Raw genomic sequence first — 14,330 nt, 5'->3', positions numbered from 1 at the left:
AAGCCGGCAACCCGCGCCCGCGCCTGTTCCGGCTCGAGCGCGACGAAGCCGTCATCAACCGCATGGGCTTCAACAATGACGGCGCGGAAATCGCGCTGCGCAGGCTCGCCGCCCGCGCGCAGCATGGCGGCATCGTCGGCGTCAATGTCGGCGCCAACAAGGATTCAGCCGACCGTGTCGGCGACTACGTCAAGCTGATCGAGACCTTCGCGCCGGTCGCGAGCTATTTCACCGTCAACGTCTCCTCGCCCAACACGCCGGGCCTGCGTAATTTGCAGGAAGGCGCGCTGCTCGACGATCTCCTCGCGCGCGTGATCGATGCGCGGGAGCGGGTGCGGCAGAAGGCCGGCGACACGCCGGTGCTGCTCAAGATCGCGCCTGATTTGAGCCTCGCCCAGCTCGACGATGTCGTGCAGGTCGCGCGCTCGCGCAAGGTCGACGGCATGATCGTGTCGAACACGACGATCGCGCGGCCGAGCACGCTGCGCGAGGAGACGCGGGCCAAGGAGCAGGGTGGACTGTCCGGCCGGCCGCTGTTCCGTCTCTCGACGCGGATGGTCGCGGAGACCTATGTGCGCGTCGAAGGCGCATTCCCCCTGGTCGGCGTCGGTGGTGTGGACTCCGGCGGTGCGGCGCTGACCAAGATCCGCGCCGGCGCCAGCCTGATCCAGCTTTATTCATCGCTGGTCTACAAGGGCCTCGGCCTCGTCGAGGAGATCAAGCGCGACCTCACCTCGACGCTGCTGCGCACGGGCCGGGATTCGCTCTCCGAAATCGTCGGCGCCGATGCGGCGACGCTCACGGCGGAAGACTGGCCGGGGATGTGAGCTCTTTGCCTCTCTCCGCCTGCGGGGAGAGGCCGGAATTTGCGAGAGCAAATTCTGGGTGAGGGGGACTCTCCGCGAGTCCAAATCTCACCGTCCTTGCGGAGACTCCCCCTCACCCCGACGCTCTCAGGGCGAGCGTAGCTCGTCCCGACCCCGCAAGCGGGTCGAGGGAGAAGAAAACGTCGCCCGATACAGCGCCGGATACCTTGCGCCCTGCAAGCCGCCGCGCGCCACATAGAACGCGATCAGCGCGCACCACAGTCCGGTATTGCCGAACGACTGCAGCGCCAGCCAGACGCCGAAGAAGATCGCGAGCGAGGCCAGCATCAGATTGCGCATCTCGCGCGCCCAGGTGGCGCCGACAAAGATGCCGTCGAAGCCGAAGGCGAACACGCCGGGGATCGGCGCGAGCACGACGAACGGCAGGAAGTCGCGCGCGGCGCGGCGGACATCCTCGCTCGCGGTCATGACGTTGATCAGGTTCGGCCCGAACAGCGCGAACAGCACCGCGACGACCAGCGCGAAGCCGAGCCCCCACAGCAGGACCAGCCGGGTCGAATTCGAAAAACCATGCGCATCGCGCGCGCCAAAGGTGCGGCCGCAGAGCTGCTGGGCCGCATTGGCGAGCCCGTCGAGGAAGAAGGCGCTGACCAGCAGGAAATTGTTGAGCACGGAGTTCGCGGCAAGCGTGACGTCGCCGGCGCGCGCGCCCTTGGCTGTGAAGAACAGGAATACGGCGATCAGTGCCGCGGTGCGGATCAGGATGTCGGTGTTGACGGCCAATAGCCGCATCAGTTTGGCACGATCGAACAGCGTTGCGCGGGGCACGGCAAAGCCGCCGGCGGCATGGCGGCGGCAGACGATCACGCCGAGCACGAAGCCGATCGTCTCCGACAGCAGGGCGGCGATCGCCGCACCCGCGATGCCGGTGTCGTAGACCAGCACCAGCAGGATCGTCGCCGCCATGTTGATGAGGTTGATCACGACCTGCAGCGCGAGCGCCGGATTGGCGCGGGCCTGCCCCACCAGCCAGCCGAGGATGACGTAATTGGCGAAGGCGAAGGGCGAGGACCAGATCCGGATCATGAAATAGGTCTTTGCGGCCCGCGTCACGCCCTCGCTGCCGCCCATCAGGTCGAACAGCACGGCGGAGAGCGGCAATTGCAGCGCGATCAGCGCGGCGCCGATCAGGCCGGCGACGATGAAGCCGCGCACCAGGATCACGGTCTGCTCGCGCGTCTCGCCGGCGCCGAGTGCCTGCGCGGTGAAGGCCAGCGTGCTCATGCGCAGGAAGCCGAACAGCCAGAACAGGCAGTCGAAGATCACGGAGGCCATCGCGACGCCGCCGAGCAGCGCCGCGTCGTCGAGCCGGCCGATCGCGGTGGTCGAGACCACGCCGATCAGCGGCGTCGTGAGGTTTGCGACCATCGCGGGACCTGCGATGGCGAACACCTGCCGGCTGCCGACGCCGGGATGGACGGGTGCGTGCATCTTTCAGAACACCAGCACCATGCCGTCTTCGGCGGCAAGGTGCGGCACGTCATCCAGGCGCGCCAGCATGTCGTCGCTCATATGGGTGAGGACGAGGCGTTTTGCGCCGATTGCTGGCAGATGCTGCTCCAAGGTCTTCAGGCTGAGATGGTTCTTGACCACCTTCTCGTACATGTAGGCCTCGGCGATGAAAAGGTCCGCGCCATGCGCCAGCGGAATGAGCGTCTCCGTCCATTCGGTGTCGGCGCTGTAGGCAAGCGTGCGACCCTCGGCCTCGACGCGATAGGCGAGGAAGGGGCCGCCGGATTCGCCGTGCACGACCGGGTAGGGCGTCACGGTCACGGCACCAAAGGTATGGCGTTGCTCGGGCGCGAGCGCGACAACACTGAGTTCGAAACGCTGCCTGGTCCTGGAGGAATGCTCGAACAGCGCTTCCATCACCTCGACGAGCCGCGTCTCGATGCCTTGCGGGCCTGCGATCGTCAGTGGCCGCGTCCGCCGCGCGAATTGTGCGTCGAGCAGGAAGAACGGCAGGCCGGCAAAATGGTCGCCATGGAAATGCGTGATGAGTATGAGATCGATGTCATCGCGCTCGATCTCGAGCCGCTTCAGCGCCGGCAGGGCCGACGCACCGCAATCGATCAGGAAGTTCGCTTCGCGCCCCGAGACGTGGAAGCAGGTGTTGAGCCTGCCGCCGGAGCCGAAGGCGTCACCGCAGCCGACGAAACGCAGTTGCATCGGCTGCGCACTCCCTAACCACATCCTTAACGGTTGCGCGGCGCGCCGAAGACGCGCGACAGCAGCCAGATCGGGATCACGATGACCGCGCCGAGCAGGAAGTAGCGCCACAGCCAGTTGATGGTATCGAAGCCGAGATCCCAGAGCCGCTGGAACAACAGGCGGATGCTGTAGATGATGTTCCAGGGATCGAATCCGATCGCGGCCAGTATGACGCCGACCAGGATCGAGAGCAGGATCAGGCGAAACGCCACCGCCAGCGGCGAGCCGCCGAGAAAGCGGTTCAGGCCGTCGCTGCGGCCGGCCGGCAAATCTCTGACATCTTGGACCATCGCAAACTCCCTGGACGGATTCGACCCCATTATAGGGCACGGCGAGGCACATGGGGAACCCGCAACGGGGCGTCAATCGGGTTACGGGAGTTTAATTCGGGCGGCCACGGGCCACCTCCTGGCTCGGCACACTTTCACACCTCGATCTCCGCCGGCTCCGCCTTCAACATCCTCTCCAGCGTTTCCAGCCGATCCGCCTCCCGCGGCGGCTTATCCCAGCGCAGGCGGCTGATGCGGGGAAAGCGCATGGCGATGCCGGATTTGTGCCGCGGCGAGCGCTGCAGGCCCTCGAAGGCGACCTCCAGCACCAGCCCTTTGTCGCCCTCGTGCACGACATGGCGGACGGGGCCGAATTTTTCCGTCGTGTTGCGGCGAACGAAGCGGTCGATCTGCAGCAGCTCCTCGTCGGTGAAGCCGAAATAGGCTTTTCCAACCGGCACCAGCTCGTCACCGCCATCGCCTGCCGTCCAGACGCCAAAGGTGTAGTCGGAATAATAGGACGAGCGTTTGCCGTGGCCGCGCTGCGCGTACATCAGCACGGCGTCGATGATGTGCGGATCGCGCTTCCACTTCCACCATTGGCCCTTCGGTCGCCCCGGCAGATAGGGCGCATCGCGCCGTTTCAGCATCACGCCCTCGACGGCGTCCGCATCCTCGCCGGCGCCGGCACTCGCGGGATCGGCGCGTGCGGCGGTCAGCGCCTCCCAGCTCGCGAAGGGAACAGTGGGCGACAAATCGATGCGGGGATCGTCGAGCTTCCTGACGAATGTCTCCAGCCGTTCGCGACGCTCGGCGAACGGCAGCTCGCGCAGATCATTCTCGTCGTCGCCGAGCAGATCGTAGGCGCGCAAATGGATCGGAAATTCCTTGATCAGTTTCGGCGAGACGACCTTGCGGTTGAGGCGCTGCTGCAGCACGTTGAAACTCTGCACCCGGCCTTCGCGCAGGATCAGCAGCTCGCCGTCGATCGCACCCGGCAGCCGCAGCGACGGCACGAGATCGGGAAAGCTCCCCGTGATGTCCTCGCCGGTGCGCGAATAGAGCCGCGCCGTGATGTGGCCGCGCTCATCGCGCCCCGCGACCGCCTGCACGCGGATGCCGTCCCATTTCCATTCGGCGATGTAGTCGGCGGGATCGAGCGCGGCGAAATCGCTGTCCTCGATCGCATGCGCCAGCATCACCGGCCGGAACGGCGCGGGATCGCGATTGACCGGCTTTTCGCCGCGGCCTTCGAGCCACGCGAACAGATCGAGATAGGGCGGGCTGAGTCCCGGCCAGATCAGCTCGATGTCGTGCGGATCCTTGTCGCCGAGCGCGGCGGCCGCGGTTTTCGCCAACCGCGCGGAGATGCCGATGCGCAGCGCGCCAGTGACGAGTTTTAGCAGCGCCCAGCGCCCGGTCTCGTCGAGCTCATCGAGCCAGCGTTCGAGCTGCTTCGGCAGCTCGGTCTTGCCGAGGGTGCGCAGCGTCGAGACAACCTCGGCGAGGGTCGGGGGCGGTGGGTTGTTGTGGTTGCTTGGGTGGAATGCATCGCTAGTATCTCGCCCGCGGTTCCCCTCTCCCTGCCCCTTCCCCGCAAGGGGGGAGGGAACGGAGAGAGCAGTGGGTCCATCACTCGCCAGATGACTGTTAGCCGTAGTGCTCATCGGCCGCTGCGCGCTCCGCTGCGCTCCCTCCCCCCTTGCGGGGGAGGGCGGGGGAGAGGGGTGGCCCGGAAAAGACTCGTTGTTGTTTGCGCCGCGCTTCGGCCACATCAGCGCGACCGTCTCCGAGAGGTCGCCGACGTAGTCGTAGGACAACCCGAACAGCACCTCGTCGGTGCGCGATGCGATGAGATCGCGGATCAGCGCCGGCTTGGCGTGCTTGAAGCTGAGCGCGCCGGTCAGCGCGGCCAGCGCATAGCCGCGATCGGGATCGCCGACCTCGCGGAAATAGCCGGTGATCAGTCGCAGCTTGTTGTTGCGGCCGGGCTCGTAGGCGAGGCGGTCCAGGAGTTCGGCGAAGCGGTTCATGCTTCGGCCTCGTCCGTAAGTGGCGTCTCGCTCTCCTCCTCGTCGCCATAGCCGACGAGATCGAGCGGCTGCGCTTTCAGGCCCTTGCTCCGGCACCAATGCACCAGCGCATCCTCCTGGCCGTGGGTGACCCAGATCTCGCCGGCGCCGGTCGCCGCGATCGTGGCGGTGAGGCCGTCCCAGTCGGCGTGATCGGAGATCACCAGCGGCAGCTCGATGCCGCGCTGCCGCGCCCGGGCGCGCACACGCATCCAGCCCGAGGCGAATGCGGTGACGGGATCGGGAAAACGACGGGTCCAGAGATCGGATGTCGCCGACGGCGGCGCCAGCGTGATGGTGCCGGCGAGCGCTGCCTTTTTCACGCCCTTCACCGACATGAGATCGCCGAGGTCGATGCCGCGGCTCTGGTAGTATCCGGTGATCGTCTCCATGGCGCCATGCAGGTAGATCGGCGCGTCGTAGCCGGCCTGCCGCAGCAGCGCGATCACGCGCTGCGCCTTGCCGAGCGAATAGGCGCCGACCAGATGCGCGCGCTCCGGAAACAGTGCGACCGAGGCCAGCAGCTTCTTCACCTCGTCGCTCGCATCGCCATGCCGGAACACCGGCAGGCCGAAGGTGGCCTCGGTGATGAAGACGTCGCAGGGCACCAGCTCGAACGGCGCGCAGGTCGGATCCGGCGCGTCCTTGTAGTCGCCGGAGGCGACGATGCAGGTGTCCTTGCATGTCACTGCGATCTGCGCCGAGCCCAGCACGTGCCCGGCCGGGTGGAATTTCACACTGACGTCGCCGAGCCGGATCTCCTCGCCATAGCGGATGGCTTGGGTCGAGCCGGCAAAATTCTCGCCATAGCGCAGCCGCATCATGTCCAGCGTTTCCTGCGTCGCCAGTACGGCGCCATGGCCGGCGCGGGCATGGTCGGAATGGCCGTGAGTGATCACGGCCCGCTCCACCGGGCGGACAGGATCGATATGGAAGCCGCCGGGCTTGCAGCACAGGCCGGCAGCAGCTGGCAGCAGGATGTCTTGCGGACGCATGCCTGATATATAGGTTGCGACCCCGCATCTTCGAGTCACCCACACGCTACCTGGTTCCTATGCCGCTCCGCTTGTTCCTGACCTCCGGCGATCTCATGGCCGACCGCCGTTTCGAGTTCGCGCGCGACCTCCAGCTCAAGGGCGACCTGGCCGCCGCCGCCGACCTGCTGGAGCAGGCGATCGAGCTCGCGCCCAACTTCACCTCGGCCTGGTTCACGCTCGGCGAGATCCGGCAGCAGCTCGGCGAGCGCGACAAGGCGATCGAAGCCTTCCGCAAGGCGCGCGACTTGGATCCTGGGGACCAGCACGGCGCCGGCCTGCGTCTGATGCGGCTCGGCGATACGCAAGTTGCGGAGATGCCCAAAGCCTATGTGCAGGCCCTGTTCGACCAGTACGCGCCGCGCTTCGAGCACGCGCTGATCAACGATCTCGGCTATCGCGCCCCTAGCCTGATCTTCAAGGCCGTGCTCGCCGCGCGCGTCGCCGCAAAGAAGCCGGCTTTCTTCAAGCGCACCATCGACCTCGGTTGCGGCACCGGGCTTGCGGCCGCGGCCTTCGCCAAGCAGGTCGATCATTTCATCGGCATCGATCTGTCGCCCGGCATGATCAAGGAAGCGCGCGCCACCGGGCTTTATGCCGAGCTCGAAGTCGCCGACATGATCGAGGGCCTGCGCACCAAGAGTGACGCGAGTGCCAACCTCGTGGTCGCCGCCGATGCGTTCGTCTATCTCTCCGATCTCGCGCCGGTGCTCACCGAAGCCAGACGCGTGCTCGTATCGGGCGGCGTGCTCGCCTTCACGCTGGAGACGCATGACGGCGATGGCATCGTGCTCGGCGAAGGCCTGCGCTATGCCCATTCGGCGGAATATGTGCGCAGTGCGATTGCGAAAGCCGGGCTCAAGCTTCTCACGCTGGAGCCGGCCTCGCCGCGCAACGAGAACAACGAGCCGGTACGCGGCCTCGTCGTCGTCGCAGAGAAAACTTGAGTCTAGGCGCTAACGCTCTGGCGATTCGAGCGTCATTGCGTCGCAAAGCTGCGACTTCTCACTTGCGAGCCGTGCTGCGTTCCCAGCACAATGCGCGCACCAGGGAGAAAACAACAATGACGAAAAATCCATCGCGGCGCGATTTCAGCGCCGCCGCGCTCGCCACCATCGCCGCATCGACATTGCCCGCGCCTTACGTCTGGGCCGCGGAGAAGAAATACGATGCCGGCGCCAGCGACACCGAGATCAAGATCGGCCAGACCGTGCCGCATTCCGGCCCCGGCTCGCTCTACGGCGTGCTCGGCCGCGTCGGCGAGGCCTATTTCCAGATGCTGAACGAGAAGGGCGGCATCAACGGACGCAAGGTCAACTTCCTCACGCTCGACGACGCCTATAGCGCGCCGAAATGCGTCGAGGCGACGCGGCGCCTGGTCGAACAGGAGGAGGTGCTGGCGCTCTACGGCTCGCTCGGCACGGCGCCGCAGACCGCCGTGCACAAATACCTGAACTCCAAGGGCGTGCCGCAGCTGCTGCTCAACACCGGCGCTTCAAAGTGGAACAATCCGAAGGAGTTCAAGTGGACGATGGCGGGCCTGCCGCTCTATCCGACCGAAGCGCGCATCCTGGCCAAGCATGTTCTCGCGGTGAAGCCGAACGCCAAAATCGGCATCCTCTATCAGAACGACGATTTCGGCCGCGACTTCCTTGGGCCCTTCAAAAAGGTGCTGACTGACGCCGGCGGCACCGCGCAGGTGATCATGGAGCAGACCTACGATCTCACCGATCCGACGGTCGATTCACAGCTGATCAATCTCTCGAAATCGGGCGCGGACGTTTTCTACAACATCTCCACCGGCAAGGCGTCGTCGCAGTCGATCCGCAAAGTGGCCGAGCTCGGCTGGAAGCCGCTGCAGTTGCTCTCGGCAGGCTCGACCGGAAAATCCATCCTCAGCGCCGCGGGCTTCGAAAATGCCAAGGACATCGTCTCGATCAGCTATGCGAAAGATGCCGGGCCGGGCCGTTGGGAAAAGGACCCGGGCCCCATGGCGTTCGAGGAGCTGCGCAAGAAATATTTGCCGAATGTCGCTCCCGACAACACGATCGCCTATGCCGGCTACGGCCAGGCCGTCACCATGGGCGAGATCCTGCGCCGCTGCGGCGACGAGCTGACCCGGGCCAATGTGCTGAAGCAGGCGTCTAACCTCAACGGCTTCCACTCGCCCTTCTTCCTCGACGGGGTCACTTACAGCTACACGCCCGACGACTACACGCCGATGAAGACTCTGTTCACCCAGATCTTCAACGGCAAGGACTGGGAGGTCTCGGACAGGCCTGTGGTGGAGTAGCGGGTCTCCTGTCTCTTTCCCTCTCCCGCAGGCGGGCAGAGGGGAAAGGAAGCCCCCTCGACGAACCCTTTCCCACGGCTTACCTGTGATGCCGTGCCGCCCCGCATCCTCAAAATCCCGGCCGAGCCGGCCACGCTGCTGCCCGACCGCTTCAAAGCGTGGTTCGCGGCCCGGGGCTGGTCGCCGCGCGCGCATCAGCTCGCGCTGCTGGAGAAGGCGCGCGAGGACGCCAGCGCGCTGCTGATCGCGCCGACCGGCGCCGGCAAGACGCTGGCCGGATTTCTGCCGACGCTGGTGGAGCTGTCGACGCAGGTCGCCGGACGCGACGCCGGCACGAAGAAGAACCTGGTCTCCACCGGCCGCAGCGTACAGCGCGCCGGCGGACTGCACACGCTCTACATCTCGCCGCTCAAGGCGCTCGCCGTCGACATCGCGCGCAACCTCGAGCGTCCCATCGCCGAGATGGGGCTGCCGATCAAGGTCGAGACCCGCACCGGCGACACGCCGGTGTCGCGGCGCCAGCGGCAGCGGCGTTATCCGCCGGATATTCTGCTGACGACGCCCGAGCAGCTCGCCCTCTTGCTCTCCTCCGACGACGCGCCGTTCCTGTTCTCCTCCTTGAAGCGCATCGTGCTCGACGAGCTCCATGCGCTGGTGACCTCCAAGCGCGGCGATCTGCTGTCGCTCGGCCTGGCGCGGCTCTGGCGCCTGGCACCGCAAATGCGCGCGATCGGCCTCTCTGCGACCGTCGCCGAACCGGACCAGCTCGCGCGCTTTCTGGTGCCGCAATCCGGCGGCAGGGAAGTTGCCGCCGACATCGTCGTCGCCGGCGGCGCGGCGCCGCCGCTGGTCGAGATGCTCGACACGCGCGAGCGGCTGCCCTGGGCCGGCCACAGCGCGCGCCATGCGCTCCCCGAGATCTACGAGCTGATCAAGGCGAACAAGACGACGCTCGTCTTCGTCAACACCCGCAGCCAGGCCGAGATGCTGTTCCAGAATCTCTGGAGCATGAACGACGATGGCTTGGCAATAGCGCTGCATCACGGCTCGCTCGACGTCGCCCAGCGCCGCAAGGTCGAGGACGCGATGTCCGCGGGACGCCTGCGCGGCGTTGTCTGCACCTCCTCGCTCGATCTCGGCGTCGACTGGGGCGACGTCGATCTCGTCGTCAATATCGGCGCGCCAAAAGGTTCCTCGCGCCTGATGCAGCGCATCGGCCGCGCCAATCATCGCCTCGATGAAGCGTCGCGCGCGGTGCTGGTGCCGGCCAACCGCTTCGAGGTGCTGGAGTGCCGCGTGGCCATCGATGCCATCGCCGAGAACGCGCAGGACACGCCGCCGCTGCGGACCGGCGCGCTCGACGTGTTGGCCCAGCACGTGCTCGGCTGCGCCTGCGGCGAGCCGTTTTTCAGCGATGAGCTCTACGGCGAGGTCCGCACCGCCGCGCCTTACGCAGACCTCTCGCGGCAGGATTTCGACGACGTCGTCGATTTCGTCGCCTCGGGCGGCTACGCCCTGAAGACCTATGAGCGGTTCGCGCGCATCAAGCAGGACAAGGAGGGCCGCTGGCGCGTCGCCAATCCCAAGGTGCGGCAGAGCTACCGCATGAATGTCGGTACCATCGTCGAGGACGACATGCTGAAGGTGCGTCTGGTGCGCTCCCGCGGCAGTGGCAGGGGAAAAGCAGGCGGATCGACCGGCGTGATCGCGCGAGGCGGCCGGTTGCTCGGCGAAATCGAGGAAGCCTTCATCGAAGGCCTCAGCCCCGGCGACACCTTCGTGTTCAGCGGCGAGGTGGTGCGCTACGAAACCCTGGTCGAGGACCAGGTCTACGTCTCCCGCGCCAACGACAAGGACCCGAAAGTGCCGTCCTATATGGGCGGCAAGTTTCCGCTCTCGACCTATCTTGCCGAGCGCGTGCGCCGTCTGCTCGACGACGGCCGCGCTTGGGGCGGCCTGCCGGAGCAGGTGCGCGACTGGCTGTCGCTGCAAAAGGACGTCTCGCGGGTCCCGGCGGTGCGCGAGCTCCTGGTCGAGAGCTTTCCGCGCGCCAACAAGCATTATCTGGTCTGCTATCCCTTCGAGGGCCGCCTTGCGCACCAGACGCTCGGCATGCTGCTGACGCGCCGCCTGGAGCGCGCCCGCGCGCGGCCGCTCGGCTTCGTCGCCAACGAGTATGCGGTTGCGATCTGGGGGCTCGGGGATCTCTCCTTCATGATCCGCCAGGGCCGGATCGATCTCAACGCGCTGTTCGATCCTGACATGCTCGGCGACGATCTCGAAGCCTGGCTCGCCGAATCCGCCCTGATGAAGCGCACCTTCCGCAATTGCGCGATCATCTCCGGCCTGATCGCGCGCCGCCACACCGGCGAAGAGAAGAGCCGCCGCCAGGTGCTGTTCTCGACCGATCTCGTCTACGACGTGCTGCGCAAGCATCAGGCCGATCACGTCCTGCTGCGCGCCGCGCGCGCCGATGCCGCTACCGGTCTGCTCGATCTGCGTCGCCTTGGCGATATGCTCGCCCGTATCCACGGCCGCATCACTCATCGGGAACTCGACCATGTCTCGCCACTCGCCGTCCCCGTGATGCTGGAAATCGGCCGCGAGTCAGTTTATGGCGAAGCTGCAGACGAGCTGTTGGCGGAAGCCGCCGACGAGCTCGTCAAAGAGGCGATGGATAGAAGCGGGTAAGACGTGACGGCAGGCGCGCTGGTTTCAGGGGATGACGAGGACATGCGCGTTTCCAGGGTCACCATCAGCGAAGTGACCTTCGCGGCCGATCTTTCCGGCGCGCTGTTCTGGGAAGAGCAGCGACTGCTCGTCGTGTCCGACCTGCATCTCGAAAAAGGTTCGAGCTTCGCCACCCGCGGCGTGCTGCTGCCGCCCTACGATACCATTGCGACACTTGGCCGGCTCGCTGCTGTCATCTCCCGCCATGATCCCAAGACCGTCATCGCGCTCGGCGACAGTTTTCACGATCGCACCGCGCATGAGCGGCTGTCGGCGGAGGACCGCGACATTGTAGCCGCACTCCAGACCGGCCGCGACTGGATCTGGATCTCGGGCAATCACGATCCCATGCTGCCGCGCGATCTCGGCGGCACCGTCGCCGACGAAGTCGCGATCGGCCCGATCACCTTCCGCCACGAGCCGACCGGTGCCGACGGCGAGATCGCCGGCCATCTGCATCCGAAGGCGCGCATCTCCGCGCGCGGCCGTTCGATGGAGCGCCGCTGCTTCGCCAGCGACGGCATGCGCGCCGTGATGCCCGCCTTCGGTGCCTATGCCGGCGGCCTCAGCATCCGCGACGCCGCCTTCGCAAAAATCTTCCCGCAGAACGGCTTTGTCGCGCATCTGCTCGGCGACCGCCGCGTCCACGCGATTGCAGCGTCGCGGTGTTATTGAGGGCGCGCTGCGCGCCACGCGCACGACTGCGCTCACTCCCCGCTTGCGGGGGAGGGCGGGGGAGAGCGGTAGCCGAGGAAGCGGTCTATCCATCTGCGATCGTGCAGGAGGCGCGGACCGAGGGAGTCCCCGTGTGGACCCCTCTCCCTAACCCTCCCCCACAAGGGGGGAGGGAACAGATCGACCTCGTGGCGACTACGCCGCCTTCGCCTGCACGTTGTCGCAGAACTCCGCCAGCCGGTCCGCCAGCCGCAGCGTTGCAGGGCTCGCATCCGGCGAGGCCATCAGCGCCACTTCCGTCTTGTTGATCGGCGCAAAGCCCTCCTTGGCCGTCAGTACGCGATGGTCGGACTGGATCGACATCTCCGACAGGATGCTCAATCCCATTCCGGCGGCGACCGCGGCCTGGATGCCGGAGAGACTCGATGATGTGTAGGCGGTGTGCCAGGCGCGGCCCGCGCTTTCCAGCGCGTGGATGGCGCCGGCGCGATAGACGCAGCCGAGCGGAAAGCCGATCAGCGGCACTGACGGCACGTCGACGTCGACCGGATGGCTCTTGCTGGTGACCCAGTGCACCCGCTCCGGCCACACCGCGATCGCACCCTTCTCGCCGGCTGCGCGCTTGTAGAGCGCAAGGTCGAGCTCGCCGCGTTCGAGATCGCGGGCGAGGTGCTTGCTCTGGTCCGCGCGCACGTCGAGGCGTAGCCGCGGATGCGTACGCGAGAACGCACCCAGCAGCTTCGCCAGCCGGTAGGCCGCGAAATCCTCGGGGATGCCGAGCCGGATCGCGCCTTCGCCGCCCGGCTGCCGCAGCACGTCGCGCGCCTCTTCCGCGAGCGAGAGCAGCCGCCGCGCATAGGACAATAGCCGTTCGCCGGCCTCGGTCGGGCGCACGTCCTTGCCGTCACGGTGCAGCAGCACCTGGCCGACATCCTCCTCCAGCCGCTTGATCTGCTGGCTCACGGTCGATTGCGTGCGGTGGACGCGCTCGCTCGCACGGGTGAAGCCGCCGGCCTCGACCACCGAGACGAAGCTGCGTAGCAGCTCCAGATCGAGCATGGACGCCTCCATTCGAAAATCCACTGATGCGCAGTTAATCATTTAATTTCCAAATGACAAGCGGCGTTCCTAGATCGAGGCTTCAGGAGAATGCCTCATGTCCCTCGCGCCTTCGATTTCGGTTCCCCGCACCCGCTTCAACACGCTGCCGCTCGCCATCGGCGTGTTCTGCCTCCTCTGGAGCTATGCCTTCGTCGCCGGCAAGATCGGCGTCACCCATTGCCNGCCCGCCACTGATCCTGCTCGCCGCCCGCTTCTCGCTCGCCGGCATCCTGATTCTCGGCGCCACGCTGATCCGCGGCGAGGCCTGGTCATTGTCCTGGCGCGATGCCGCAATCTTCGCGGTGCTCGGCATCGCCAACAACGCGCTCTATCTCGGGCTCGGCTACACCGGCCTGCAATCCGTCTCGGCCGGCCTCGGCGGCTTGATCGTCTCGGCCAATCCCGTGTTCACGGCGGCGCTCGCCACGCTTTTGCTCGGTGAAGGCATGACCTGGCGCAAGGCGGCCGGCCTTTTGCTCGGCATCGTCGGCGTGACCGCGATCGTCTGGCACCGCCTCTCGGTCGGCACCGACTCTGCTCATGGCATCGTCTTCACGCTGGCTTCGCTCGCCTCCATCGTCACCGGCACCATCCTGTTCAAGCTGCTCGCGCCGAAGGGCTCGTTGTGGATCGGCAATGGTGTGCAGAACCTTGCTGCGGGCATCGTGCTCGCGCCGGTCGCGTTCACCTTCGCTGATGTCCGCGCGATCGACTTTACGCCGGGCCTGATCGGCGCCTTCGCCTTTCTCGTGCTCGGCGGCTCGATCCTCGCCTCCTGGCTCTGGTTTCATCTCCTGAAGGTGTGCGGCGCCATCGCCGCCAGCGCCTATCACTTCCTGATGCCGCCGCTCGGCATATTGTTCGCGTACATCGTGCTCGGCGAGCACGTCGAGGCGCGCGATTTGCTCGGCATCATCCCGGTCGCGCTCGGCATTTATCTGGTGACGCGGCCGGCGAAGGCCGGGGCGTAGGCCCCGCTCTCTCCACGTCATTGCGAGCGCAGCGAAGCAATCCAGAATCTTTCCGCGGTGGCAGTCTGGATTGCTTCGCGGAGCCTG

12 protein-coding genes and 1 pseudogene are annotated in these 14,330 nt (G+C 66.3%); 7 read left to right on the top strand and 6 right to left on the bottom strand.

Annotated elements, in window-relative coordinates; all coding sequences use genetic code 11:
* Positions 1 to 827 (top strand): quinone-dependent dihydroorotate dehydrogenase (locus A5906_RS01450; protein WP_245326550.1); only part of this gene is annotated, 827 nt, incomplete at its 5' end.
* A gap of 126 nt (positions 828 to 953) precedes the next feature.
* On the opposite strand, the gene A5906_RS01445 is transcribed toward A5906_RS01450, so the two are convergent.
* The 5 genes from A5906_RS01445 to A5906_RS01425 all read right to left on the bottom strand — a co-directional run bounded on the left by A5906_RS01445 (position 954) and on the right by A5906_RS01425 (position 6,434).
* Positions 954 to 2,318, bottom strand: coding sequence for an MATE family efflux transporter (locus tag A5906_RS01445; RefSeq protein WP_080133506.1), 1,365 nt, complete (start codon positions 2,316 to 2,318; stop codon positions 954 to 956).
* 3 nt (positions 2,319 to 2,321) lie between these two features.
* Positions 2,322 to 3,056, bottom strand: a complete 735-nt coding sequence (locus A5906_RS01440) for an MBL fold metallo-hydrolase (RefSeq protein ID WP_080133505.1) — start codon at positions 3,054 to 3,056, stop codon at positions 2,322 to 2,324.
* Between the two features lie 26 nt (positions 3,057 to 3,082).
* Positions 3,083 to 3,388, bottom strand: coding sequence for a DUF6460 domain-containing protein (locus tag A5906_RS01435; protein ID WP_080133504.1), 306 nt, complete (start codon positions 3,386 to 3,388; stop codon positions 3,083 to 3,085).
* A 134-nt stretch (positions 3,389 to 3,522) separates the two neighbouring features.
* Complete coding sequence (locus A5906_RS01430; RefSeq protein WP_080133503.1) at positions 3,523 to 5,400, bottom strand: ATP-dependent DNA ligase; 1,878 nt, start codon at positions 5,398 to 5,400, stop codon at positions 3,523 to 3,525.
* Positions 5,397 to 6,434: a ligase-associated DNA damage response exonuclease gene (locus tag A5906_RS01425; RefSeq protein WP_080133502.1), complete on the bottom strand. Its 1,038-nt coding sequence runs from the start codon at positions 6,432 to 6,434 to the stop codon at positions 5,397 to 5,399. The genes A5906_RS01430 and A5906_RS01425 overlap by 4 nt, the downstream gene beginning before the upstream one ends.
* A gap of 59 nt (positions 6,435 to 6,493) precedes the next feature.
* On the opposite strand from A5906_RS01425, the gene A5906_RS01420 reads away from it, so the two are divergent.
* From A5906_RS01420 to pdeM, 4 genes are all read left to right on the top strand, one after another.
* A complete protein-coding gene (locus A5906_RS01420) occupies positions 6,494 to 7,420 on the top strand; it encodes a class I SAM-dependent DNA methyltransferase (RefSeq protein WP_080133501.1) in 927 nt (308 codons plus the stop codon).
* 116 nt (positions 7,421 to 7,536) lie between these two features.
* Positions 7,537 to 8,766, top strand: coding sequence for an ABC transporter substrate-binding protein (locus A5906_RS01415; protein WP_080133500.1), 1,230 nt, complete (start codon positions 7,537 to 7,539; stop codon positions 8,764 to 8,766).
* A gap of 93 nt (positions 8,767 to 8,859) precedes the next feature.
* A complete protein-coding gene (locus tag A5906_RS01410; protein ID WP_080133499.1) occupies positions 8,860 to 11,457 on the top strand; it encodes a ligase-associated DNA damage response DEXH box helicase in 2,598 nt (865 codons plus the stop codon).
* Positions 11,458 to 11,499: 42 nt separating this feature from the next.
* Positions 11,500 to 12,171: a ligase-associated DNA damage response endonuclease PdeM gene (gene pdeM / locus A5906_RS01405; RefSeq protein WP_167523462.1), complete on the top strand. Its 672-nt coding sequence runs from the start codon at positions 11,500 to 11,502 to the stop codon at positions 12,169 to 12,171.
* A 195-nt stretch (positions 12,172 to 12,366) separates the two neighbouring features.
* Here pdeM and A5906_RS01400 read toward each other — a convergent pair whose 3' ends face one another.
* Positions 12,367 to 13,230 carry a LysR family transcriptional regulator gene (locus A5906_RS01400; protein ID WP_080134005.1) on the bottom strand — a complete coding sequence of 288 codons (864 nt, stop codon included), beginning with the start codon at positions 13,228 to 13,230 and terminating at the stop codon, positions 12,367 to 12,369.
* A gap of 97 nt (positions 13,231 to 13,327) precedes the next feature.
* Here A5906_RS01400 and A5906_RS43625 point away from each other — a divergent pair.
* Together A5906_RS43625 and A5906_RS01395 are read left to right on the top strand one after the other, a co-directional pair.
* A pseudogene (locus A5906_RS43625) lies at positions 13,328 to 13,454 on the top strand (EamA/RhaT family transporter); the annotation flags it as partial.
* A 1-nt stretch (position 13,455) separates the two neighbouring features.
* Positions 13,456 to 14,243, top strand: a 788-nt coding sequence (locus tag A5906_RS01395) for a DMT family transporter (protein WP_245326549.1), incomplete at its 5' end; no start/stop codon positions are given.
* Positions 14,244 to 14,330: the final 87 nt, after the last annotated feature.

The organism is Bradyrhizobium sacchari, from assembly GCF_002068095.1.
Classification (GTDB): Bacteria; Pseudomonadota; Alphaproteobacteria; order Rhizobiales; family Xanthobacteraceae; genus Bradyrhizobium; species Bradyrhizobium sacchari.
This window is presented reverse-complemented; position numbering and strand designations above follow the sequence as displayed.